The sequence below is a fragment of the Streptomyces sp. NPDC030799 genome (genome assembly GCF_055572255.1).
Genome location: NZ_JBVIDS010000002.1, coordinates 283,812 through 307,203, shown reverse-complemented (window position 1 = coordinate 307,203; position 23,392 = coordinate 283,812). Strand labels below are relative to the sequence as shown.

Annotated in this window: 17 protein-coding genes and 2 pseudogenes; 10 read left to right on the top strand and 9 right to left on the bottom strand. The window is 74.8% G+C overall.

The window, feature by feature from the left end:
• Window positions 1–52: 52 nt before the first annotated feature.
• A complete protein-coding gene (locus ACZ41I_RS05285; RefSeq protein ID WP_468513200.1) occupies window positions 53–700 on the bottom strand; it encodes a MarR family winged helix-turn-helix transcriptional regulator in 648 nt (215 codons plus the stop codon).
• A complete protein-coding gene (locus ACZ41I_RS05280) occupies window positions 697–2,403 on the bottom strand; it encodes an FUSC family protein (RefSeq protein WP_468513199.1) in 1,707 nt (568 codons plus the stop codon). Before ACZ41I_RS05280 ends, ACZ41I_RS05285 begins: the two co-directional genes overlap by 4 nt.
• A gap of 173 nt (window positions 2,404–2,576) precedes the next feature.
• Here ACZ41I_RS05280 and ACZ41I_RS05275 point away from each other — a divergent pair, with 173 nt between their 5' ends.
• The 5 genes from ACZ41I_RS05275 to ACZ41I_RS05255 all read left to right on the top strand — a co-directional run bounded on the left by ACZ41I_RS05275 (window position 2,577) and on the right by ACZ41I_RS05255 (window position 6,653).
• The gene (locus ACZ41I_RS05275) at window positions 2,577–3,134 is read left to right on the top strand and encodes a DUF5134 domain-containing protein (RefSeq protein WP_399763041.1); all 558 of its coding nucleotides are present in this window, start codon (window positions 2,577–2,579) and stop codon (window positions 3,132–3,134) included.
• 163 nt (window positions 3,135–3,297) lie between these two features.
• Window positions 3,298–4,233 (top strand): M56 family metallopeptidase, encoded by a 936-nt coding sequence (locus tag ACZ41I_RS05270; RefSeq protein ID WP_399763043.1) that lies wholly within the window; start codon window positions 3,298–3,300, stop codon window positions 4,231–4,233.
• A gap of 77 nt (window positions 4,234–4,310) precedes the next feature.
• The gene (locus ACZ41I_RS05265; protein ID WP_363218502.1) at window positions 4,311–5,012 is read left to right on the top strand and encodes a phosphatase PAP2 family protein; all 702 of its coding nucleotides are present in this window, start codon (window positions 4,311–4,313) and stop codon (window positions 5,010–5,012) included.
• A 10-nt stretch (window positions 5,013–5,022) separates the two neighbouring features.
• A complete protein-coding gene (locus ACZ41I_RS05260; protein WP_468513198.1) occupies window positions 5,023–5,712 on the top strand; it encodes an HAD family hydrolase in 690 nt (229 codons plus the stop codon).
• 263 nt (window positions 5,713–5,975) lie between these two features.
• On the top strand, window positions 5,976–6,653 hold the full coding sequence (locus ACZ41I_RS05255) for a TetR/AcrR family transcriptional regulator (RefSeq protein WP_363218500.1): 678 nt from the start codon (window positions 5,976–5,978) through the stop codon (window positions 6,651–6,653).
• Window positions 6,654–6,684: 31 nt separating this feature from the next.
• On the opposite strand, the pseudogene ACZ41I_RS05250 reads toward ACZ41I_RS05255, so the two are convergent.
• Window positions 6,685–6,948: pseudogene (locus ACZ41I_RS05250) on the bottom strand (DUF6214 family protein); the annotation flags it as partial.
• 528 nt (window positions 6,949–7,476) lie between these two features.
• Window positions 7,477–7,815: pseudogene (locus tag ACZ41I_RS05245) on the bottom strand (DUF6214 family protein); the annotation flags it as partial.
• Window positions 7,816–7,927: 112 nt separating this feature from the next.
• On the opposite strand from ACZ41I_RS05245, the gene ACZ41I_RS05240 reads away from it, so the two are divergent.
• Entirely contained in the window at window positions 7,928–9,262 is a 1,335-nt protein-coding gene (locus ACZ41I_RS05240; RefSeq protein ID WP_468513197.1) for an FAD-dependent oxidoreductase, read from the top strand.
• Window positions 9,263–9,466: 204 nt separating this feature from the next.
• The gene (locus ACZ41I_RS05235) at window positions 9,467–10,876 is read left to right on the top strand and encodes a nucleobase:cation symporter-2 family protein (RefSeq protein WP_363218498.1); all 1,410 of its coding nucleotides are present in this window, start codon (window positions 9,467–9,469) and stop codon (window positions 10,874–10,876) included.
• Here ACZ41I_RS05235 and ACZ41I_RS05230 read toward each other — a convergent pair.
• Window positions 10,793–11,149: an ArsR/SmtB family transcription factor gene (locus tag ACZ41I_RS05230; protein ID WP_363218497.1), complete on the bottom strand. Its 357-nt coding sequence runs from the start codon at window positions 11,147–11,149 to the stop codon at window positions 10,793–10,795. The two genes, ACZ41I_RS05235 and ACZ41I_RS05230, sit on opposite strands and share 84 nt — an antisense overlap.
• A 130-nt stretch (window positions 11,150–11,279) precedes the next feature.
• Here ACZ41I_RS05230 and ACZ41I_RS05225 point away from each other — a divergent pair, with 130 nt between their 5' ends.
• Window positions 11,280–12,359: an NADH:flavin oxidoreductase/NADH oxidase gene (locus ACZ41I_RS05225; protein WP_468317595.1), complete on the top strand. Its 1,080-nt coding sequence runs from the start codon at window positions 11,280–11,282 to the stop codon at window positions 12,357–12,359.
• 518 nt (window positions 12,360–12,877) lie between these two features.
• On the opposite strand, the gene ACZ41I_RS05220 is transcribed toward ACZ41I_RS05225, so the two are convergent.
• From ACZ41I_RS05220 to ACZ41I_RS05205, 4 genes are all read right to left on the bottom strand, one after another.
• The gene (locus ACZ41I_RS05220; protein WP_468513196.1) at window positions 12,878–17,188 is read right to left on the bottom strand and encodes an HAD-IC family P-type ATPase; all 4,311 of its coding nucleotides are present in this window, start codon (window positions 17,186–17,188) and stop codon (window positions 12,878–12,880) included.
• Between the two features lie 8 nt (window positions 17,189–17,196).
• Complete coding sequence (locus ACZ41I_RS05215) at window positions 17,197–17,967, bottom strand: hypothetical protein (protein ID WP_468513195.1); 771 nt, start codon at window positions 17,965–17,967, stop codon at window positions 17,197–17,199.
• A 295-nt stretch (window positions 17,968–18,262) separates the two neighbouring features.
• Window positions 18,263–18,703 (bottom strand): DUF6221 family protein, encoded by a 441-nt coding sequence (locus tag ACZ41I_RS05210; RefSeq protein WP_468513194.1) that lies wholly within the window; start codon window positions 18,701–18,703, stop codon window positions 18,263–18,265.
• Complete coding sequence (locus ACZ41I_RS05205; RefSeq protein WP_468513193.1) at window positions 18,700–19,458, bottom strand: PaaX family transcriptional regulator C-terminal domain-containing protein; 759 nt, start codon at window positions 19,456–19,458, stop codon at window positions 18,700–18,702. Before ACZ41I_RS05205 ends, ACZ41I_RS05210 begins: the two co-directional genes overlap by 4 nt.
• A gap of 71 nt (window positions 19,459–19,529) precedes the next feature.
• Here ACZ41I_RS05205 and ACZ41I_RS05200 point away from each other — a divergent pair, with 71 nt between their 5' ends.
• Complete coding sequence (locus ACZ41I_RS05200) at window positions 19,530–21,209, top strand: DNA alkylation response protein (protein WP_468513192.1); 1,680 nt, start codon at window positions 19,530–19,532, stop codon at window positions 21,207–21,209.
• A 166-nt stretch (window positions 21,210–21,375) separates the two neighbouring features.
• Window positions 21,376–23,355, top strand: a complete 1,980-nt coding sequence (locus tag ACZ41I_RS05195; protein ID WP_468513191.1) for a HEAT repeat domain-containing protein — start codon at window positions 21,376–21,378, stop codon at window positions 23,353–23,355.
• Window positions 23,356–23,392 lie beyond the last annotated feature (37 nt).

The window sequence follows — 23,392 nt, the reverse complement described above, 5'->3', positions numbered from 1 at the left end:
CCTTCCAGCGCTGTGCCGGCTCGGTGCGTGCGCATCGGCTTGACGACACCCCCTAGGCGCGCAGCGCGCCCATGTGGCCCTCCAGACGGCTCAGCAACTCGGCCAGCAGACCGGCGAGTTCGTGCTGTCCCTCGGGGGCCAGCCCGGACAACACGGTGGTTTCGTAGGCGAGTTGCTCCGGGAGGATGCCGTCGACCAGTTCACGGCCGGTGTCGGTGAGGCGGAGGTGGGCGACGCGGCGGTCGCGGGTGTCGCCGCGCCGCTCGACCAGACCGCGTTCGGTCAGCTGCTTGAGCCGCTTGGTGACGGCGGCCCCGGAGGAGAAGGTCTCCCGGGCCAGCTCCCCCGGGGTCAGCTCGTGCCCGGTGCGGCGCAGCGCCCCCAGCAGGTCGAACTCGGGACGGCTGAGCCCGGCCCGGCGCAGCGGCGCGTCCTCGGCCTGCTGGAGCAGCGCGGCACAGCGGTTGATCCGGCCGATGACCTCCATGGGCCCGGTGTCCAGCTCGGGGTGGACGGCCTGCCACTGCCGGACCACGGCGGCGACGGTGTCACGGCGGCCGACGGTGTCCGCGCCACTGCCGGTGCCCCCGCCAGGGGCGGTCCCGGGGGCGGGCGCGCCGGGGGCGGGGCCCGTGTCGGACGCGGAGCCCGTGTCGGACGCGTCGTCCGTCGGCGTGTGGTCGCCGTTCCTCGCCGTCATGGCCGTATGCCCTCCGTCGTCCTGCCCGGGGCGCGGCCCTGGTCCTGGGGCCGGCCCGGGTTGTGGCCCTGGTCCTGGATCCGCGGTACGAACCCCTGGCGTCGTACCGTCGCCGCGAGCGTACGGTGTCCGGACTGTTCGGCGAGCACGACCCGCTCCTCGGGCAGGTCGCGCTGCCACCACTCGCCGGCTGCGGCGTCGGCCGTGGCGCGCAGGTCGACGAGGGCGGCGGCGAGGGCACGACGCGCGGACTCCAGAGCGCGGGGTGCCGGCTGCGGCTCGGCGAGCAGCCGGGCGGCGTCCTCGCGGGCGCGTTCCGCGGTCGTCAGCGCCTGGTCGAGACGGTCGCCCGCACGCCGGTTGGTGACGGCGACGGCCGCGACGAAGCCGACCAGCGCGCCGACGAGGGTGTCCGCGACCCGCTGGGTGATCAGCTCGGCCGGGTTCTGGGCGCGGGCGAACTCGGTGACGAGCAGGGCCATGGGGGTGACGCAGACGCTGCCCAGCCAGTAGTTGCGGCCGATCAGCGCCTCGGCGCCGAAGTTCAGGGCCAGGGTGCACAGCACCAGGGCGGCCGGGTGCAGATGGGCGAGCGGCGCGAGCGCGGCGAAGAGCAGGACGCCGACGACGTTGCCGACGACACGCTGGACGCCGCGGCTGAAGGTGAGGGTGACGTTGGCCTGGTAGAGCGAGGCCGCGGTGACCAGGGCCCAGTAGGGGCGGCCGACCCCGAGCGCGAGGGAGGCGTAGCCGGCGAGGGCGCAGCCGATCGCGGTCCGTGCGGCGATCGGGACGAGGGGGACCAGGCGGTGCCGCAACGACAGCCTGGGGTGGGCGGGTTCGGTGTCCACGCCGAGGAGTTCGTCGGCGGACTCGCGCGGTGAGTCGGCGCGCGGTATCCGGCCGGTGCCGCGCAGGTGGCGGGCCCAGGCGCGCAGCCGTGCGGAGTCGGTGTCGCCAGGTGCGGCGAGGGCGACCTCGGCACGGACGAGGAGCCGTTCCAGGGCGCGCCGGGTGCGGTCGGGCCGGGCGCCGGCAGCGAGCAGCGACTGCCGGGCGGCGTGGATCGCGGCGGCGGCCGCGGCCCGGGCCCGGGCGTGGCCGTCGGCGGTGCCGCGTGTGTCGGCGTACCCGGCGGCGGCGTTCAGGGCGTGGGCGGTGGCGCGGCGCTCGGGACCGTGCGGGCGGAGCAGTCCGGGTGCCATGCCGACCAGCCAGGCCCAGGCGCCGGCCGCCAGGGCCAGACCGACGTGGGCCGGCACCTGGCCGAGGATCTGCGGGGCGAACAGCGAGGCGGAGCTGATGAAGGTCAGCACCACGTTCGCGGGCGGTCCGAGGCGGGTCGCGTCGCACGCCGTCTTCTGGACGGCCGCCATGACGGCGCCGACAGTGACCAGGACGACGGGATCGGAGGTGAGCGACGCGACGAGCAGGGCGACGGCGAGCCCGCCGACCATGCCGAGCACCACCCGGGCGAGGACGCGGGCGCGGGCGGCGTAGGGCCGGTTGTGGCCGTACAGGGCGCACAGTGACCCGGCCATCGTGTACATCGCGAGGTCGAGGCGGCCGAGGGCCAGCAGGGTCAGGTTGGGCGGGGCGACCGCGGCGACCACGCTCAGCGCGGGCTTGAACCAGATGTCGGAGGGCCGACCGAGACGGAGCACTCCGGCGAGGGGGAGTCGGGGACGGGTCGCACTGCTCATACCATTAATTTAGCATGTGTTTTACTCGTAAAATTCTATGTCGGAATCGCTTCCACAGCGCGTTCACCTGTCGTGCTCCGGCGAGTGCTCCCCGTGTACACCCTTGCGCTCGCGTGCGCTCCACCTGGCGTGGGCATCGCATCCTCGACCCACCGTCGAGCGGGGAGGTGCGTGTGCACGGACCGGTGCCGGCAGCCTGGCTGCTGGTCGCACTGTGCGCCGCGACCGGCGCCTACTGCCTGATGCGCATGCGCAGCGGCGTGGAGGAGCAGCGCCGGGCCGCGGGCGGCGAGGCGCTCATGGGCTTCGGCATGGCCGTGATGGCCGTGCCGGCGGCGGTGTTCACGCCCCCGAGGTGGGCGTGGCCGGTGTACGCGGTCGTGTTCGCCGCCGCGGCCCTGCGCGCACTGTGGACGGTGCGCGCCGCCCGGCATCATCTGCACCACCTCGTGGGCGCCGCCACGATGGTCTACATGGCGGTGGTGATGGCCGCGGCCCCGCCCGGCGCGCACCACACGCACGGCGGCACCGGAGTGCCCTTGCTGACCGGCGCGCTGCTCGCGTACTTCACGGGGTACGTGCTGCTCGCCGGCGCCCGTCTGGTGCCCGCCGCCGTCGCGGTGGCCGGGGCCGTCGGCGCCCCGGCCGGCTGGGGCGACCGGCCGGAGCTGGCGCGGGCCTGCCGGCTGTCGATGGGGATCGGGATGGTGGCCATGCTGCTCACCATGTGAGCCAGAGAGCCGGCGAGCGAGTGAGCACGTACGCCACGGGAGCCGTGCGCGCTGTCAGGGGAGCCATGGGCGCAAGGTGCGCCCGGCGCGGGTGCGTTGTCTGCGTCACTTCGACGGCGTGGACCGTACCCGTGAGCGGCCTCGCCCTCATAGGGTGCTGACCATGATGGTCCCCGTGACCCTGCTGCTGCTCGGCGCCATGACCGCCGTCGTCGCCCCGCGGCTGCTCGCCCGGGCCGACTGGCCGGACCGTGAACCGGTCGTCGCCCTCTGGGTGTGGCAGTGTGTCGTGGCGGCCGTGCTGCTGTGCTGTCTGCTGTCGATGACGCTCAGCGCGTCGGCGGCCTGGCAGGCGGTACGCGGGCAGGTGTTCGCCCGGGCTCCGCGCGCCGTCGTCGATGCCTACGCCCTGGGCACGGCCGGCCCCTGGGCGGCGCCCACCGCCGTCCTGCTCGCCGTCGGCGGCCTGTGGAGCCTCGCGATGCTGGTGCGCGAGGTGGTACGGGCCCGTGCCCGGTGGCGCGCACGGCGGGCCGAACTCCTCGTGCGGGCCCCGCTGTTGCCGGGCGAGGAGCCGGCGAGCGGCCGGCTGGTGGTGCTGGAGGGCGAACGGCCCGATGCCTGGTGGCTGCCCGGTGCGGCACCCCGGCTGGTCATCACGACGGCCGCACTGCGTCGCCTGAAGGGGCGTCAACTGCACGCCCTGCTCGCCCACGAGCAGGGCCACGCCCAGGCCCGGCACGACTGGCTGCTGCACTGCTCGGCGGCGCTGGCGGCAGGGTTCCCGCAGGTGCCGGTGTTCGCCGCGTTCCGCGACGAGATGCACCGGCTGGTCGAGCTCGCCGCCGACGACATGGCCTCCCGGCGCTTCGGCCGGCTGACGACCGCGCTGGCGCTGGTCGAACTCAACGAGGAACGGGGCGTGTTCGGGCCCTGTCCCACGCCGCATGCCCATGTACCGCAGCGTGTGCACCGACTGCTGGCTCCCCCGGACCGGCTCCCCGCACTGCGCCGGCTGCGTTTGACGGCGGTCGCGGCGCTGGTGCCGGTGATCCCCGTGCTGGTGGCCCTGGTTCCCGGCTTGCGGGCGCTCGGCTGAGCCCCCGACCGTACGCCACACCGCACGAGCCGGCCGGTTGGTCGCCACGGGCTGCCCGACCGGCAAGGATCGCAGACATGCACCACAGCACCGCCCCGCCCCGGCCCCGCACCCTGCGCACCGCCGCGTTCGTCGCAGCCGCCCTCGGCATGTGCTGCGGACTGCTGTCGATCCTGGTCGTGATCCACTGGCACCCGCTGCTCGGCATGGACGGCGACATCTCCCGTACGACCCACCGCTGGGCGGTCCGCGACCCCGTTCTCACGCACGTCTTCCGGGTGCTGACGGACTGGGTCTGGGATCCGCTGACCATGCGTCTGGTGGGCGTGGTGGCCGCGGTGTGGCTGGTGTGGCGGTACGCCGCCTGGTGGACGGCGCTGTGGCTGGCGGCCACCGTGGCCCTCGCGGCGATCGTGCAGCAGACGGTCAAGGACGCCGTCGGCCGGCCGCGCCCGGTGTGGCCGGACCCCGTCGACTCCGCCCACTACGCGGCCTTTCCCTCCGGTCACGCCATGACGGCCACCGTGGTCTGTGGACTGCTGCTGTGGCTGCTGCACCGCTTCGGCGCGGGCCGGGCCCGGTGGCGTACGGCCGTGGCGGCGGCCGTGGTCTCGGTGGTGGGCGTGGGCGTCACCCGGGTGTGGCTGGGCGTCCACTGGCCCTCGGACGTGCTCGGCGGGTGGCTGTTCGGAGCGTTGCTCGTCACGCTGGCCGTGGTGGTGCACGAGTGGTCACGCCGCCGCCACGCCCCCGGTACGCCACTCGGCGGACCCCGATAGGGTCGGGCGCATGACTGCCGTGTTGTTCGACTTCTCCGGGACGCTGTTCCGCATCGAGTCCACCGAGTCCTGGCTGCGTGCGGTGCTGGCCGAGACGGGGCAGACGCTGCCCGAGCCCGAACTGCTGGCTGCCGCACGGGCCTTGGAGGAGGCCGGTGCGCTCGCGGGCGGCGCGGACCCGGTGGAGCTGCCGGAGGATCTGGCCGAGGTCTGGGCGGTGCGGGACGAGAGCGCGGAGCTGCACCGGGCCGCCTACACGGGTCTGTCCCGGCGGGTGCCGCTGCCCGATCCCGGACTGCACGACGCGCTGTACGAACGGCACATGACCCCGGCCGCCTGGGCTCCGTACCCGGACGCCGCCGAGGTGCTGCGCACGCTGCGCGAGCGCGGGATCGGCGTCGGCGTGGTCAGCAACGTGGGCTGGGACCTGCGGCCGGTCTTCCGCGAGCACGGTCTGGACAAGTATGTGGACGCGTATGTGCTGTCGTACGAGCACGGCGTGCAGAAACCGGACCCGCGGCTGTTCGCCGTCGCCTGTGCGGCGCTGGGCGCCGATCCGCGGCAGGTGCTGATGGTCGGCGACAGCAAGGAGGCGGACGGCGGCGCGACCACGCTCGGCTGCCGGGTGCACTTCGTCGACCACCTGCCGGTGACGGACCGGCCCGACGCGCTGCTTCCCGTGCTGGACCTGGTGGGATGACGCCCGGAGGCCGCCGACGGACCGGCCGGCCCTCGCAGCCCTCGGCCCGGTCGTGTTCGCGCTGCAGCTGTCCGGGCGTCCGAGCATCTGGCCGGAAGGCGCTGGGAGTGCGGGAAAAAGACTCGTTTCCGTGCCGTCCGCCTGAGACGATCCCCCGCGTCGCCCCAGACGGACGGCAACCCTGGACAGGGCGGCCCGCGCAGGGCTGCGCCCCCTGCGGTGAGTATAGTTGGCTGGCAGCCAGTCAACGCAGGAGTTACAGGATGTCCCCGCGCAGCGCCTCGGTCAATGAAGAGTTGCGGCGACGTTCCCGGGAGCGGCTGTTGCAGGCCGCCGTGGAACTGGTCGACGAGCGCGGTTACGAGGCCACCACCTTGGGCGACATCGCGGACCGGGCCGGTTCTGCGCGCGGACTGGTGTCGTATTACTTCCCCGGCAAGCGCCAGTTGGTGCAGTCCGCCGTACACCGGCTGATGCACCGCACGCTGGAAGAGGCGCTGGAGCGGGAACCGCACACCGAGGACGGCCGAGAGCGGCTCGCCCGGGCCATCGACGCGATCCTGGGACTGGCCCGCGACCGGCCGGTGCTGATGCGCCAGCACATGGCGGGGCTGCTGCAGGCGGAGGGCTTCGTGCAGTGCCCGGAGCAGCGCCGGCTGTCGGAGCTGCTCAGCGACACCGTCGCCCGGTACGGCTCCGAGGACGTCGTCATCGACTATTCGATGCTGCGGGCCCTGCTGATGGGTGCGGTGTACTCGGCGCTGATACCGGGGGTGCCGATGCCCGTCCCGGCGCTGCGGGCCGAACTGTTCGAGCGGTACGGGCTCGACTGGGAGTCGGGAGTGCCGCCGGAGAGCGTGCCGGGCGGTGAGGCGCGGGAACAGGACCTGTCCCGGTTCTTCGCCACGGAAGAGCGCCCCAGCCACCCCGGCCATCCCTGACGCGGCGGCAACTCGTCTCCGTTAACTCCGGTCAGTCGCGGCGCGCATGACGGGGCGTCAGGTATCCCGCGTCCCGTGCCTGGGCGATCAGCCTGAGGGAGCGGCGACGGCTGTGTCCGGTCGCGCCCATCACGGCGAGCACCGGGTCGAAGCCCTGCTGCTGGGCGGCGCGGTACTCCTGCGCCACGAGCCGCCGGCCCTCGTTGCCCCGCGGCCAGCCCGGCCGGGCGCGGCGCGGCCCCACGTAGTGCAGCACGCCGTCCTGCTTGCCGTCGGCTGCCGGTGCGCGCTCCCCGGCGGCGGGTTGCGGTGCGCGCTCCCTGGCGGCGGATTGCGGCGCGTGCCCGCCGGCGGCGGCATGCGGGGCTTGCTCACGGGCGGCGGGTTGCGGTGCGTGCCTGCCGGCGGCGGCATGCGGGGCTTGCTTCGTACCGACAGCTTCCGGTGCGTTCTCCCTGCTGTCGACTTCAGGCGCGCGCTCACCGACGGCGGCATGCGCGGCGTGTTCCATACGGCCGGCTTCCGGGACGGGCTCCCTGCCGGCGGCTTTCGAGGCGGGCTCCGTGATGGTGTGCTGCATGACGGCGGGTTCCGGGGCGGGCTCCGTGATGGTGTGCTGCATGACGGCGGGTTCCGGGGCGGGCTCCGCGCCGGCGGGTGGAGTGGCGTACGCCGCGCCGGCGGGTGGCGGTGCGCATGCCCCACCGACGGGTGGCGGTGCGCATGCCCCACCGACGGGTGGGAGTGCGTATGCCGCGCCGACGGCTTCCCGTTGCTGCCCCCGGTCGGCGGCTCCCCGTTCGCGCCGCTCTGCCGACCGCAGGTCGCCCCCGCCCTCGTACGACCGCTCCGCCGCCACCCCGCACGACTCCAGCAGCGGCGCTGAAATCCAGTTCGCGAGGACCGCCAGGTCGGTGAGGGACAGGGCCGGCTGCGCGCTGACGTCCTCGATGGAGACGCGTCCGTCGCGCAGGACGGCCAGGGCGTCGACGCGGGCGCCGTCGGGGAAGGCCAGCTGGACCTGGTACCAGGACGTCGTGCCGCCGTGCTCCCGCACCTTCCACGCGGGCCACACGGACACGGCGCCGTCCTCCGCGTTCCGATCAGAAAGATCAAGAAAGGATGCTTCTAGCACACACGCAACGTAACCGCATGATCGCATTCCATACGAACGGACACGCGTCGGCGTCACCCCGCCGGCCCCTGCCGCCGCGGGCCCGGGGATGCCATGCTGGAGCCGTCCGCACACCCTCCTTCGGGCAAGGAGTACCGCTGTGCTGCGTGTCGCCGTCGTCGGTTCGGGGCCGAGCGGGTGTTACACCGCCCAGACCCTGGTTCAGCGCGACCCCGGAGTGTGCGTGGACGTCCTGGACCGGCTGCCGTGCCCCTACGGCCTGGTCCGTTACGGCGTCGCTCCGGACCACGAGAAGATCAAGTCGCTGCAGAGCAGCCTGAGGACGGTGCTGGAGCACGAGCGGGTGCGCTTCCTCGGCGGGGTCCGGGTGGGCGGCCCGGGCGGCCTTCCGGTGGAGCGGCTGCGGGAGGCGTATCACGCGGTGGTGTACTGCGTGGGGGCCGCCACCGACCGCCGGCTGGGGATCCCGGGCGAGGAGTTGCCGGGCAGCTGGTCCGCGACCGACTTCGTGGCCTGGTACAGCGCGCATCCGGACGCGGCCGACGCCGGCTTCCTGCGCGGCGTGCGGTCGGCCGTCGTCATCGGCGTGGGCAATGTGGCGGTGGACGTGACCCGGATGCTGGTCCGGGGTGCCACCGAGCTGCGCCCGACGGACATCCCGCAGGCGGCGCTGGACACGCTGGCGGCGAGCGGGATCACCGAGGTGCACATGGTGGGCCGGCGTGGCCCCGCACAGGCCCGCTTCACCACCAAGGAGCTGCGCGAGCTGGGCGCGCTGCCCGGGTCCGAAGTCACCGTCGATCCGGCCGACCTGGCGCTGGATCCCGTCGACCCGACGGCGCTGCCCGCCGTACAGCGCCGCAATCTGGAGGTGCTGCGCGACTGGGCCGCCCGGCCCCCGGCCGGTGCCGGCCGGCACATCGGGCTGCGGTTCTTCCTGCGCCCCGTGGAACTGCTCGCGGACGGGGGCCGGGTGGGCGCCGTGCGCTTCGAGCGGACGGCGCCGGACGGGCACGGCGGGGTGACGGGCACCGGCCGGTTCGAGGACGTACCCGCCCAGTTGGTGCTGCGCTCGGTGGGCTATCGCGGAGTGGCGCTGGACGGGCTGCCGTTCGACCCGGCGAGCGGCACGGTGCCGAACGCGGCCGGCCGCGTCGTACGCGACGGTGTCCCCTCCCCGGGCGAATACGTCGCCGGGTGGATCAAGCGCGGCCCGACGGGAGTCATCGGCACCAACCGGCCCTGCGCCAAGGAGACGGCGACGTCGCTGCTCACGGACGCGCCCGCACTGCTCGGCAAGCAGCTGCCGGAGGATCCGGTGACGGCGCTGCGCGCGGCCGGGATCGAACCCGTGCCCTGGGCGGGGTGGCTGGCGATCGAGCAGGCCGAGGCCGCACTGGGGGCGCGGCTGGGGCGGAGCGTGGTCAAGCTGGCCGACTGGGACGCGCTGCTCACGGCGGCCCGGTCGGCGTAGCGCCGGGGACCGGCCACTCGGTGGCATGACCTGGTGGTACGGCCCGCTGGTTCACCTCAATGGCACGGCCGGGTGGCACGGCGTGGTGACACGGCGTGGTGGCATGACACGCGCCGGCAACAGAGCGGAAATCAACAAACTGTTCAAGTCCCTTACGGTCTCGTCCTGTTCGGATGCCACTCCCCCGCCGCTGACGGAGCCCCCATGACCACGACCGCAGACGTCCACCCCGTCGACGAGATCCCACCGGTACGGCAGTTGGCCGCCTTCGGACTGCAGCACGTGCTCGCGATGTACGCCGGTGCCGTCGCCGTGCCGCTGATCGTGGGCGGCGCGATGAAGCTGTCACCCGCGGATCTGGCGTATCTGATCACCGCCGACCTGCTGGTCTGCGGGATCGCCACGCTGATCCAGTGCGTCGGCTTCTGGCGGTTCGGCGTCCGGCTGCCGATCATGCAGGGCTGTACGTTCGCGGCCGTCTCGCCGATGGTGCTCATCGGGACGACGGGCGGCGGACTGCCCGCGATCTACGGCTCGGTGATCGTCGCAGGCCTTGCGATCATGCTGCTCGCGCCGGTCTTCGGCACGCTGTTGCGCTTCTTCCCGCCGCTGGTGACCGGCACGGTGATCCTGATCATCGGGCTCTCCCTGCTGCCGGTCGCGGGCAACTGGGCCGCGGGCGGCGTCGGCGCGAAGGACTTCGGCGCGCCGAAGAACCTGGCGCTGGCCGCCTTCGTGCTGGTGGTGGTGCTGGCCGTGCAGCGGTTCGGGCCCGCCTCGCTCGGCCGGATCGCCGTACTGACCGGCATCGCCGTCGGTCTCGCGGTCGCCGTGCCCTTCCACCTCACCGACTTCAGCGGGGTCGGCGACGCCGACTGGGTGGGCATCAGCACGCCGTTCCACTTCGGGGCGCCGCGGTTCAAGGCGTCGGCGATCGTGGCCATGCTGGTGGTGGCGCTGGTGGCGATGACCGAGACGACCGGTGACCTGATCGCGGTCGGCGAGCTGACGGGGCGTACGGTCGAACCGCGTTCCCTGTCCGACGGGCTACGGGCGGACGGGCTGTCGACCGTCCTGGGCGGAGTGTTCAACACCTTCCCGTACACGGCGTACGCACAGAACGTGGGACTGGTCGGCATGACGCGGATGCGCAGCCGCTGGGTGGTCGCGGCGGCGGGCGGCATGCTGGTGCTGCTCGGCCTGCTGCCCAAGCTGGGCGCGGTGGTCGCGGCGATCCCGGCGCCGGTGCTGGGCGGCGCCGGACTGGTCATGTTCGGGACGGTCGCGGCGAGCGGGCTGCGGACGCTGGCCCGGGTGGACTTCCGCGGCAACAACAATCTGACCGTGGTCGCCGTGTCGGTCGCGATCGGCATGCTGCCGGTGGGAGTGCCTACGGTCTACGAGAAGTTCCCGGACTGGTTCCAGACGGTGATGAACAGCGGGATCAGCGCGGGCTGTGTGTCCGCGATCACGCTGAACCTGCTGTTCAACCATCTTCCGGCGGGCAACCGCCTGTCTACGAAGGCCGGTTCAGACGTTCTCCCCGAGCCGGCCGGCCTGCCGGTCGGCGGCCGCGAGGAGGCTGTCGAGCAACCCCGGGAAGAGTCCCTCTAGCTCGTCCCGGCGCAGGCCGTTCATCTTGGCCGTGCCCCGGTAGACCTGCCGGATGACCCCGCTCTCGCGCAGCACCCGGAAGTGGTGGGTGGTGGTGGACTTGGTCACCGGCAGCTCGAACTGCGAGCAGGTCAACTCGGCTTCGGCGGCTGCGAGTTCGCGCACGATCTGCAGCCGCATCGGGTCGGAGAGGGCGTGCAGCACGGACTCCAGCCGGATTTCGTCGCGCTCCGGGTGCGGCAGTGCGCGGCCGGTGGTGGCGGTTTCGGTCACGGCGGCTGCCCTTCGTCGCGGTACTCCTCGGCTGCCAGCATTGTACGAGAGGCATCGTAGTTTGACACTTCTCGTAGTACGAGGGTTATCGTACGAGCCGACAGCGGTCCCGTGACGAACGGAGTCTGTAGTGAGCACGCTCTTCGAGAGCCTCACCCTGCGTGGAGTGACCATCCCGAACCGGGTGTGGATGCCTCCGATGTGCCAGTACTCGGCCGAGCCCGAGGGTCCGCTCGCGGGTGCCCCGCACGACTGGCACTTCGCGCACTACGCGGCGCGCGCCGCGGGCGGCACCGGCCTGGTGATCATGGAGGCCACGGCGGTCTCGCCGGAGGGCCGGATCTCCCCCTACGACCTCGGCCTCTGGAACGACACACAGGTGGAGGCCTTCCGCCGGATCACCCGGTTCCTCGGCGCCCAGGGCACGGTGCCGGCGGTCCAGCTCGCGCACAGCGGTCGCAAGGCATCGACCGACCGGCCCTGGAAGGGCGGTGCGCCAGTCGGACCGGAGGCGCACGGCTGGCAGCCACTCGCTCCGAGCGCGGTGGCCTTCGACGAGCGGCATCCGGTGCCGACCGAGCTGTCTGTGGATCAGATCCAGGAGGTCGTCGGCCAGTTCTCCGCCGCGGCCCGCCGGGCGCTCGCCGCGGGATTCGAGATCGCCGAGATCCATGGCGCCCACGGCTACCTGATCAATGAGTTCCTGTCCCCGCACTCCAACCACCGCACCGACGCCTACGGCGGCTCGTACGAGAACCGCACCCGGTTCGCCCTCGAGGTCGTGGACGCCGTACGCGCGGTGTGGCCGGAGGACAAGCCGGTGTTCTTCCGTATCTCGGCCACCGACTGGCTCCAGGACGGCGGCTGGACCGCGGACGACACGGTCCGCTTCGCCCACGACCTGCACACCCACGGCGTCGATCTGCTCGACGTCTCCACCGGCGGCAATGTCTCCGGGGTGACCGTTCCGACCGGCCCCGGCTACCAGGTGCCGTTCGCCGCCCGGGTGAAGGCCGAGACGCCACTGCGCGTCGCGGCCGTAGGACTGATCACCGAGGCCGGGCAGGCCGAGAAGATCGTGAAGAACGGCGAGGCCGACGCCGTCCTGCTGGGCCGCGAGCTGCTGCGCAACCCGTCCTGGGCCCGGCACGCCGCCCGCGAACTGGGCGGCGAGGTCCGGGTACCGGACCAGTACCACCGGTCGCTCTGACCACACCCGACCCAACTGCGGGACGGCAGCGGGCCGGTCGCCAGCGGGTCAGTCGGCAGTTGCCCGACTCCGACGGCAGCGGGCCAGTCGGCTACTGCCTGGCTTTGGCGGGGAGCGGTCAGTCGGCAGCTGCCCGGCTGCGGGGCGGCAGCAGGCCGGTCGATTCCTGCCCGGACGGCAGCGAGTCAGACGGCAGTTGCCCGACTCGACGGCAGCGGCCCGGCGGCTACTGCCCACCTGCGGCGTGGAGCGGACCAGTCGGCAGCTGCCCCTCTGCGGCGTGGCGGCGGACCAGCTGTCTCCTCGGAGGACCAGCCCGGCACCGTCAACGGGTCAACGGGTCGGTCCTCCGCCGCCCCGCCCGGCAGCCGGCGGGGCAGCCCCTCCACCGACCCGCCCGGCAGCCGGCGGAGCAGCCTCACCACCGGCCCAGGCACTTCCGTCGCCCGACCGGCACTGGCCGACCGGTCGGCTCCGGTGCGCGGCGCGGTGGCCGGCGGGCCGTCTTCCGCGGTGGGTCAGCCCGGCAGCAGGCGGCCGACCGTCTCCTCCAGGCGGGGCAGCGCCCGCTGGCCGGCCAGGGCCAGGGCGATCGCCGCGAGGACACCGGCCCAGGCGACCGGGCCGAGCGGGGTGCACCCGACCGCGTGGCTGACGCCCGGGGTCTGCACCGCCGCGACCAGCGCCACGGCGGAACCCAGGCAGGTGATCTGCACCAGGCGGCTGTCGCGCCGGTCCAGCCACGTCTGCACGAGCTGGGTGCCGACCACCCCGCACAGCGCCATCGTGCCGGAACGGCGCGCGGTGCCGGGCGTGAAGCGGCCCATCAGCCACGCCGTCACCGCGCCCAGGCAGGTGGTGAGCGCCCGGTGCCGGATCTGCCGCAGCAGCGGCGCGCCGAGCACGGCGGAGGCGTCCTCCGGCGATCCACCGCGGGTGCGTACGGTGCTCGGCTCGTCGTCCTTCTCGGTCACCGCCACCGCCATCGACGGGAACAGGTCGGTGAAGAGGTTCACCATGAGCATCTGCCGCGTGGACAGCGGCGCCCGGCCGGACAGCAGCGTGCCGAGGATGCCGAACCCGACCTCGCCCGCGTTGCCGCCGATCAGGATGGCGATGGCGTCGGCCACGCTGTGCCACAGCGCCCGCCCCTCGCCGACCGCGTCGATCAGGACCGTCAGATCGTCGTCGGTGAGGACGATGTCGGCGGCGTTGCGCGCGGCGGCCGAGCCGCGGGCGTTGATGCCGACGCCGATGTCGGCGGCGCGGATGGCCGCGGCGTCGTTGGCGCCGTCGCCCACCATGCCGACGACCCGGCCCGCGTCCCGCAGCGACTCGACGACCTGGAGCTTCTGCTCGGGCGCCACCCGGGCCACCACGCCCGCGTCCCGCAGCATCCGGGCCCTGGCCGCCCGGTCCGCCGCGGCCAGCTCGTCCCCGGTGACCACGACGGTCTCCTCGGGCCAGCCCAGCTCGGCGGCGATGGCCCGTGCGGTCTGCGGATGGTCGCCGGTGAGCATGACCGGTCGTACGCCCGCCTCGTTGAGCCCCTCCACCAGTGCCGTGGACGTCTCGCGCGGTACGTCGGACAGCGCCAGCAGGCCGGTGAACTCCAGCTCCTGCAGCGGCTGTTCGAGGATGTCGTCGGCATCCTGCCCGGCCGCGTCGAGCCGCCGTTCGGCCACCGCCAGGACCCTGAGGCCGTCCGCCGCCAGCGCGTGGGCCGCCTGCGCCGCGTGCTCCGGTAGACCCGGGCAGGCGGGCAGCACGGTCTCCGGGGCGCCCTTGACCACGAGCACGAGGGGGCCGTCCCCGCTCCGGCCGACGGCGGCGGCGTATCCACGTGCCGCCTCGAACGGAAGGTCCGCGAGCTGGGTCCAGTCCGGGTCGGCGCCGGCCGCGGCCAGCACCGCCTCGTCGGTGGCGTGCACCGGGCGGTCGCTGCCCCCGTTGAGCTGCGGACAGGCACGCGCGGCGGACCGGACGATGCCGGCCGACCCGGGGTCGTCCGCCGCGCGGACCGTGCCGTCGGCGCCCGAGGTACGCACCAGCCGCAGCCGGTTCTCGGTGAGCGTGCCGGTCTTGTCGAAGCAGATGGTGTCCATGCGCCCCAGCGCCTCCAGGGTGCGCGGGGTGCGGACGAGGACGCCGCCGCGGCTGAGGCGCCGGGCCGCGGCCAGCTGCGCGACCGTGGCGACCAGCGGCAGCCCCTCCGGTACGGCCGCCACGGCCACCGCCACACCACCGCTGACCGCCTCCCGGATGGGGGTGCCGCGCACCAGCGCGAGTCCGGTGACCGCGGCGCCGCCCGCCAGCGTCAACGGCAGGGCCTTGCGGGTGAGTTCCTGCAGCCGGGCCTGGACGCCGCCGGCCGGGGGCGTACGGGCGGCCAGGTGGACGGCGCGGGCGGCCTCCGTGCGCTCACCGATGTCGACCACGACGGCCCGGGCCTGCCCCGCCACGACCGTCGTCCCCTCGAAGACCATGCAGCGACGGTCGGCGACCGGGGCGTGCGGGGTCGGGTCCGTCTGCTTCTCCACCGGCAGCGACTCGCCGGTCAGGGCCGACTCGTCGACCTCCAGACCGTCCTGCCACAGCAGCCGGGCATCGGCGGGCACCACGTCGTCCGCCTTCAGCTGGATCACGTCACCCGGATGCAGCTTGCCCGCCTCCACGGTGCGCGTGCCGCCGACCGGTGCCTCCGTCTCCGGCGGCACGAGACGCGCCTTCTGCTGCTGCTCGGCGACCAGTCCGGACAGCGCCCGTTCGGCACGCAGCCGCTGGATGCCGCCGACCAGGGCGTTCAGGTCGAGGGCGCCGACGACGAGCAGGGCGTCCACGACCGAGCCGAGGATCGCGGACGCCGCCGACCCGACGGCGAGCACCGGGGTGAGCGGGTCGTGGAGTTCACCGCGTACGGCCCCGCCCAGCCGGTAGGACCAGCGCGCGGGCGCGGCCAGCGGGTGCCGGGCTACACCGGCGGCGGCCTCGCGCACGCGGGCGGTCAGCCCCTCGAAGGCGGTGCTCTCGGCGGCCGGTTCGTGCTCCAGCCGCTCCCGGGCCTGCTCGGGGTCCAGCTCGTGCCAGTGCACGCGCGGACGGGGGTGCGGGGGCCGGGCTGCCGCCACGCCGAGTGCGGCGCGGCCCCCGGAGAGCAGGGCCGACACGGCGGCGACGTCGACGGGGGCGTGTCGCATCCCCGGCAGCGCGGCCAGGCGCCCGTGACCGCCGCCCGACTCGCCGATGGCCACGAGGAGACCGGAGAGCGCGGCGCCGGAGCGGGCGAGGGTCTGGGCGTGTCGGCCGACCGTGCGGGCGGCCGGTATCGCGGTGAGCACCCGCCACACATCCGGCAGCCCGTGCAGGGCCAGCAGGTCCGCGCCCCAGACCACCGCGCCGTCGCGATCGGTGAGGGCGAGGGCGATGTCGGCGGCGCGCAGCCCGGCCAGGACCCCGTGCTCGTCGGCGGAGCCCACCCGGGCGACGGCGAGCACCGCGCCCGCGTCGCCGCGCGCCTCGTACACCACGTCGTCCAGCGGCCGGCGCGCGTCCACGACCTGGTCGGCGAGGCCGGTGAAGTCCTCCAGGGCGGGGTCGTCCACGAGCACCACCCGCAGGCCCGCCCGGCGGGCCGCGTCCAGGACCGGTTCGGCCCACGGGTCGGCCTCGCCGTCGTCGGTGCGCAGCACGCTGGGGTGCAGCACGACCGTGTCGGCCATCTCCAGCTGGCGCAGCCGCTCCGGGGCCCGCACCAGCACGCCGGTCCGGGCGAGCGCCGCGCTCAGGACGGCGTGGAAGGCGGCGGGACCGTAGCGGGCGGCCTTCGGCGAGCCCGCGAGCACCGCCTCCGCCGCCTCGCTGCCGTCGTGCTTGACCAGGAGGGTGACCGCGGCGCCCACCACGCTGCCCGCGGAGGCATGCGCGGCGTACTCCTGCGCCGGGGACTCCCGCAGCGGCGGTCGGGCGGCGCCGTCGGCCGGGAGGCTGACGCGATCCGGCCCGCACAGCTTGTCGTGCACCGCGTCGAAGGCGGCGGCGCGGGCCACCGTCTCGGCCACCTGGCAAGTCCGCAGGACGCCGTCGAGTATGAGCGAGGTCGGGGTCTGCCCGGCGCCGTGGGCGGCGGCGTTCGCACAGGCCAGCACGAGATCCATGCGAGCGTCGCCCAGCCGGGCGCGCAGCCAGGAGCGGAAGCGCGGGTTCTCCCGCAGCAGCGTCACGACCGCCGTGACCAGGCGGGGGGAGGGGGGCAGCCGGAGCGAGTAGGCGGTGAGCGCGGCGGCGATGCCCACCGCGTCGGCGGCGAGCGTGGCCACGGCGGCGCGCACCCCGGCCGGGTCGGCGGGATGCGTGGTCTCCTCCACGTCCTGGGCGGACAGCACCAGTCCGTGCCGCTCGGCCAGTTCGGCGGCGTGTTCCACGACCTGGTCGGCGGCCTCCTCGCCGGTCGCCGTCACCACCAGGCGCGCGAGCCCCTGGTCCCAGTAGGCGACGAGCACGTCGGGCCGCTCGGCCAGCGCTTCGGCCATCCGGCGCGCCAGATGTGCGGTGCCGCCCGCGCGCCGCGCGAGCTCCTGTTCCACGGGCCGCAGGGCCAGGTGGGTGCGGGCGCCGGCCCGCCAGTGGTCACCGGCGCCGGGCAGCGCGTTGCGGGCGACCCGGGCCACCCGTACGGCGGCATCCGCGCCGCGCACTCCCGCGCGCGCCGTGCCCGCGGCGACACCGGCGACCGCTCCGGCCGCCGGCGCGGCCGCCCGCGCCAGCAGCCGCGGTGCGGCGGGCAGTAGCCGTACGGCGGCCGAGGGCGCCGCCAGCAGTCCGAGCACCATGGCCCTCCTCAGAGCGTGGTGCGGTCAGGCCGCGCCGTGGGACCGAGCGGACCGGTGGACGGCTTGACCGCCGAACCCTCGGCACCGCGAGAGGTCCGTGCCCGGCCGGACGACCCCCCGCCACCATGGCTCCGGCCGCCACCGGACGCCGCCTCGCCCGCCGAGGCCCCGGCACCGTGAGAGACCCGGGCACTCCCGGGCGACCCACCACCGCCATGACTCCCGCCACCACCCGACGCCGCATCACCCGCGGAAGCCCCGGCACCGCCGGCAGCCGCAGCCCCGGCGCCGGACCGAGCCCCGCTCGTGGCCTCGGTGCCTCCGGCCGCCTCCGTCCCGTCCTCGCCGGAGGCCGCCGGGTCCGTGCCGCCGGCCGTGCCCCTCACCCCCGCCGACGCCGCTGCACTCGTGCCGCCGGCGTTGCGGGACCCCGTGCCGTGGCCGGACCTGAGGGCCGCGGTGCCGAGGTCGTGGGCGGGTTCGGGCCCCTGCCGGGCCGCGCTCTCGCGCTCGGCCGGATGCGCGGGCCGCGGTTGGGTGAGCCAGGCCACGGCTGCTCCCGTGAGGGCCACGGGCCACTCCACCACGCCCGCCGCACCGAGCACTCCGGCCCCCGCGTACACGGCGATGCGCCGTCCACGGGGCGACACCGCGCCGACCTTGTCCAGCGTCCCCTCGGCGGCCCTGCTCACCATCCCGGCCCCGGGCACCCTGCGCAGCACCGAGGCCGCGCCGTGCAGGGGCGCCGTGAGGGCCGACGACGACTTCTGCTCAGCCATGACTCTCCTCGGGTGAGTTCGCCTTACGTGCCCCACCGAGTGCCCGCCACTGCGCTGGTCATCCCCCGTTTCCGCTCAGGGGGCGCCACTCTTCCCAGGGAACTCCTCGGACCGCCTCGGCGCCACCCGCACCGCCAGACCCCGCGACGCCGGGATGATCCACACCACAGGGCCCAGCACCGCACGGGCGCCGGCCCGCCCCGGGGACCCGGGCCGTTCCGGCGCCGAGGGATCGCGTACCGCCCGGTCGAAGCCGATCACCGCGTCGACGTGGCCGGGGCGCGGATCCAGGCATTCACCCGTCGCCGGGGGTCTCCCGCTCCCCGGCCGCCTCGGCGTACTCGGGATGCGCGGCGGACGGCAGGGCGAGCAGTCGGAGCGTGGCGCACGGAGCCGGTTGCCGGCTTCCTCCGGTGGCTGCGGCACAGGTGCGGCAGCGGCCGTCCTCGCCCGGCCGGTGCTCGGCGAGCAGTGCCCGGCCCGCCTCGACGTTCCGCAGGATGCGCGCCGGATCATGACGCGCCACATGAGTGAGCAGCCGCACCGGGTCCTCGGCGCCGAACTGCACCAGTGGCGTGTGCGTCGTCCCGCGGTCCCGGGAGGTGAGCACCTGCTCGACGTGGTCCGCCATGACGCCCCGGACCGCGCCGGGCGCCCCCGCGATCGCGTCGCGGGCCACCCGCTCCTCCTCCTGGAACCGGGCCCGCAGGAACCGTGCGAGAGCCACCGCCGTCATGCGGCACGCTCCCCGAGCCCCACCGACGCGGCCAACTCCCGCTGGTAGTGGGCGTAGGCCGTGCGCAGGGCCTCCCCCGGCCAGTCGGCGGGCAGGAGGACGGGGGGCAGAACGGGATCGGTCAGCAGGTGGCGTACGGCCGCCGCGTGGGCGGTGAGCCGGTCCGCCGGGCTGCGGGCGGCTGCCGTGTGCGCAAGCAGCGTCCGGGCGGTGGCCGCCCACGTGTCCAGCGGCCAGAGCCGGGCGACCAGCTCCTGCCCGGGCTCGTCGGGGCGCGCGGTGTACGTCCGGGCCACGGAGTGCAGCAGGTCCGGCAGGGCGCGGTCGAGGTTGGCCGGACGGAGCCACACGCCCTCGCGGAGTTCGGCCAGGCGCAGGGCGGTCAACCGGGTGCGCAGCTCGGCGCGTTCGGCGGGGCCGCGACCGGTCGCGGTGATCACCACCATCTCCCAGTCGCCGTCCCACGCGCGCGTGCCGGGCCGCAGCGCCTCGTCCTGGCGCTGCTGGCGCGCCAGCAGCCGGTCGCTGAGCCGGTAGACGGCATCGGTACGGCGCAGGTCGCCCGCGGTCACCATCCGGCTCAGCGCGGCCCGCAGCGTGGAGCCACCGACGCCGAACGGCTCCACCAGCCGGACCAGGTCCTTCACCGGCAGTTCCGCCGGGTGCGCGCCGAGGAGCAGGCTCAGCACGACCGACCGCGCCGACAGCGGCCGCAGGCCTGCCTCCTCCGGCTCGGGCGGGACGTTCATGCGCATGAGCACGTACTGTACGCGCGCCCTCGTATTGCATCATTGCTACGACCGCAGAAAGAGTGCAACATGCTGGCATGGTCCCGATTCCCGCGCAGTCGCCCTCGCAGCCGCGGCCCCAGCCGCCGTACGCCACGCACGACGTCACCAACCAGGCCCCGCCCCTGGCTCCCTACGACGCCTCCGACGACCCGGCGCTGCTGGAGGGGCTGCGCCGGGAGGGCGCCGGGTGGGCCGAGGAGGGCATCCGGCGGCTGGGGGCGCGCGCCGGCAGCGCGGAGGCGCAGGAGTGGGGTGAGCTGGCGAACCGGCACGAGCCGGTCCTGCGTACCCACGACCGCTACGGCCACCGCGTCGACGAGGTGGAGTTCCACCCCAGCTGGCACCACCTGATGCGCACGGCGGTCGCCGAGGGCCTGGCCGGGGCCCCCTGGGCGGACGAGCGGCCCGGCGCCCATGTGGCCCGTACGGCGGGCGGCCTGGTGTGGGGGCACACGGAGGCCGGCCACGGCTGCCCGACGTCGATGACGTACGCCGCCGTGCCCGCGCTGCGGGCCCAACCGGATCTGGCCAAGGTCTACGAACCGCTGCTCACCAGCCGGGAGTACGACCCCGAACTGCGCGTGCCGGCCGATAAGCCGGGGCTGCTGGCGGGGATGGGCATGACCGAGAAGCAGGGCGGGTCGGACGTCCGGACGAACACCACCGTGGCCACGCCCACCGGTGAGCCCGGCGTGTACACGCTGCGCGGGCACAAGTGGTTCACGTCGGCGCCGATGTGCGATGTCTTCCTGGTGCTGGCGCAGGCTCCCGGCGGGCTGTCGTGCTTCCTGGTGCCGCGTGTGCTGCCGGACGGCACCCGCAACACCTTCCGCATCCAGCGCCTGAAGGACAAGCTGGGCAACCGGTCCAACGCGTCCTCGGAGCCGGAGTTCGACCGCACGGTGGCCTGGCTGGTGGGGCCGGAGGGCCGAGGGGTGAAGACCATCATCGAGATGGTCAACTGCACCCGGCTGGACTGTGTGATGTCCTCGGCGACCCTGATGCGCAAGACGCTGGTGGAGGCCGGCCACCACGCCCGGCATCGCAGCGCGTTCGGCGCCCGGCTGATCGACCAGCCGCTGATGCGCAACGTCCTGGCCGACCTCGCGCTGGAGTCGGAGGCGGCGACGACGCTCGCACTGCGGCTGGCCGGAGCGGCCGACCGGGCGGTGCGCGGGGACGCCGGGGAGCGCGCCTTCCGGCGGATCGCGACCGCCGTCGGCAAGTACTGGGTCACCAAGCGGGGCCCCGCGTTCACCGCGGAGGCGCTGGAGTGCCTGGGCGGCAACGGGTACGTCGAGGACTCGGGCATGCCCCGGCACTACCGGGAGGCGCCGCTGCTGTCGATCTGGGAGGGGTCGGGCAACGTCAACGCGCTCGATGTGCTGCGCGCGCTCGGCCGGGAACCGGACACCGCAGATGCCCTGTTCGCCGAACTCGCCCTCGCGCGCGGGGCGGACGCCCGCCTGGACACGGCCGTCGCCGCGCTCAAGGACCAGTTGGCCGAAACGGACCAGGTGGGTGCCCGCCGGCTGGTCGAGCGGATGGCGCTCGCCCTCCAGGCCTCCCTGCTGGTCCGGCACGCCCCCACCCCGGTCGCGGACGCCTTCTGCGCAAGCCGGCTGGGCGGCGACTGGGGACACGCGTTCGGCACCCTGCCCGCCCGGGCGGGCCTCGACGAGATCCTGGCTCGGGCCCTGCCCGGCCTGAACTGACACCTCCGGTCGGGGGCGCGCGGGCCGCTCGCGCGCCCCCGCCGACCGCTCACTCCCTGGCCGGTGACAGCCGACGGATCGCACACAGTCAGCGCGCGGTTCCCCACCGTTGTCAGTGCCGTGGTGCACACTCGCGATCAGGTGGCACTCGTCTGGGGAGGACAACGTGGTCACGGGGATCGACGAGGTCGACTGGGCCTCGCTGCGGCACGCGTACGGCACGGCGGAGGACGTGCCCGGATGGTTACGGGCCCTGGCGTCCGCCGACACCGCCGAGCGGGCGACCGCGCTCGACGGGATGTACGGCGCGCTGCACCACCAGGGGCGTGTGTACGACTCGACACTGGCCTGCGTCCCCTTCCTGCTCTCGCTCGTGGCCCGCGAGGAGCTGCCGGACCGGTCCGGCGTCATGGAACTGCTGGTTGTCATCGGCGCGGAGAACACGGACGGGGATCCACGCGCACGGGAAGCGGTGTGCGCGGGCGCCGAGGTCTTCGTCCCGCTCGCCGAAGACCCTGACCCGGCGGTGCGCCGGGCCGCCGCCGGGGCCCTCGTGCACTTCCTGACCGCCCCCGCGCGGGTACTGGACCTGTTGCGGCACCGGCTGCGGGCAGAGCGGGACGACCGCGTTCTGCTCGCCCTCACGGAGGCGCTCGGTCTGTTCGTCCGCCGGTACCCCGCGCACGCCGACGCCGCGGTGGACCTCCTGGCCGAGCAGGGTGCGCCGCCGTACTCCCCGGGGCTGCGGCTCGCCGCGCTCGGCCAGCTCGCGCTCGTCGCACCCGACCGGCTGCCCGCCGATGTCGTGCCGACGGCGGTCCGGCTGCTCCGGGAGCGCTCCGCACACCGTGACCGGGTCCACGAGCCCTCCGCCGACACGCTCGTGGGGCGCTTACGGCGGCTGCGCCCGTCCGACGAGGAGGGTTCCCGACTGCTGCGCACCCTGCACACCGGACTCGGCGACCGCGTGGACGACCGGACCGCGCTCCTGCGCGGGCAGTTGACCAGCCCGGATCCGGTGGACCGGTGCAACGCCGTGTGGACGGCGGCGGCACTGCTGCGCGGCTGGCGCGGCGACCACAGCGGCACGGTCCGGCTGCTCGGCGCCCAACTGGCCGCAGAGGAGGACCGGTTACGAGACGCGGCGGTCGCGGTCCTCGCAGAACTGGGACCGCTCACCGCACCCGCCGCGGACGAGCTGCACGCGCTCGTGTGTGCCCGCCCCGACCTGTGGACGCACCGCTTGGAACGCGGCTCCCCCACGTTGGGCGGACCGCTCAGGGCACTGGCCGGGAGCGGCGATCCGCGCGCGCTCCCGGCCCTGGCCCAGCTGCTGGCCGGCCCGGCCGCACCCGTGGACCTGGGGTTCGCACTGGCCCGCCTGGGCGCCGCCGCGGCCCCCCTCGCCCACGCGGTACGGCACCGGCTCGGCCGGATCCCGCCGGCCTCGCCCTCCGCCGCCCGGCTCGCCGCCCCGCTGCTGGCGGCGGTCGGCGCGATCGGAGACGAGGACGCGGTTCCCGAGGTGTTGCGGCTGCTGTCGGGAGCTCCCGACGGCCTGGGAGCACGGGAGGCGGTCGCGGGGCACGCCGTCGAGACCCTGGAGGCGCTGAACGCCGCCGCGCAGGCGGTACCCCTCCTGCACGCACTGCTGCGCACCCGGCACGCCGCCGCGGCGGCCGGCGCGCTCTGGTCCGCGCACCAGGACGCCTCCGCCGTACTCCCCGCGCTGCTGCGGGAGTTGGCCCAAGCCGATCCGGAACGCCGGTGCCGGGCCGCCGGGCAGCTCGGCAGACTGGGGCCGGCCGCGCGTTCCGCGCTCCCCGCGCTGCGCCGGATGGCCTCCTCCCGGCCGGCGCAGGAGCGGGTGTCGGCCGCCTGCGCGCTGTGGCGCATCGACGCGGATCCCGAGCCGGTCCTGCCCGTGTTCCGGGCTGCCTGGACGGACACCCCGCACACCCGCGCTCCGATCGCCCGGTGCCTCACCACGATGGGCCCGGCCGCCGCCCCGCTACGGCATCTGGTGGTGGCGGAACTCGCCGCTCCGCGTCGCCTCCCCGCCCCCCCGGGAGGTCGCGGCGGCCAGGCCGTATCGCAGGACGAGGCGCTGCTGAGAGCGTGCCGGGAGGCGCTGGCGGCGATGTAGGGGGTCACGGCGGGCACTTGTCCGAGCCGATGAGCTC

What these genes read in the sequence shown, in the direction of transcription:
- ACZ41I_RS05280 (WP_468513199.1), bottom strand. Translation starts at nt 2,403, where the DNA reads ATGAGCAGTGCGACCCGTCCCCGACTCCCCCTCGCCGGAGTGCTCCGT.
- ACZ41I_RS05200 (WP_468513192.1), top strand. Translation starts at nt 19,530, where the DNA reads ATGGTCCCGATTCCCGCGCAGTCGCCCTCGCAGCCGCGGCCCCAGCCG.
- ACZ41I_RS05270 (WP_399763043.1), top strand. Translation starts at nt 3,298, where the DNA reads ATGATGGTCCCCGTGACCCTGCTGCTGCTCGGCGCCATGACCGCCGTC.
- ACZ41I_RS05210 (WP_468513194.1), bottom strand. Translation starts at nt 18,703, where the DNA reads ATGACGGCGGTGGCTCTCGCACGGTTCCTGCGGGCCCGGTTCCAGGAG.
- ACZ41I_RS05265 (WP_363218502.1), top strand. Translation starts at nt 4,311, where the DNA reads ATGCACCACAGCACCGCCCCGCCCCGGCCCCGCACCCTGCGCACCGCC.
- ACZ41I_RS05235 (WP_363218498.1), top strand. Translation starts at nt 9,467, where the DNA reads ATGACCACGACCGCAGACGTCCACCCCGTCGACGAGATCCCACCGGTA.
- ACZ41I_RS05255 (WP_363218500.1), top strand. Translation starts at nt 5,976, where the DNA reads ATGTCCCCGCGCAGCGCCTCGGTCAATGAAGAGTTGCGGCGACGTTCC.
- ACZ41I_RS05260 (WP_468513198.1), top strand. Translation starts at nt 5,023, where the DNA reads ATGACTGCCGTGTTGTTCGACTTCTCCGGGACGCTGTTCCGCATCGAG.
- ACZ41I_RS05215 (WP_468513195.1), bottom strand. Translation starts at nt 17,967, where the DNA reads ATGGCTGAGCAGAAGTCGTCGTCGGCCCTCACGGCGCCCCTGCACGGC.
- ACZ41I_RS05205 (WP_468513193.1), bottom strand. Translation starts at nt 19,458, where the DNA reads ATGCGCATGAACGTCCCGCCCGAGCCGGAGGAGGCAGGCCTGCGGCCG.
- ACZ41I_RS05220 (WP_468513196.1), bottom strand. Translation starts at nt 17,188, where the DNA reads ATGGTGCTCGGACTGCTGGCGGCGCCCTCGGCCGCCGTACGGCTACTG.
- ACZ41I_RS05285 (WP_468513200.1), bottom strand. Translation starts at nt 700, where the DNA reads ATGACGGCGAGGAACGGCGACCACACGCCGACGGACGACGCGTCCGAC.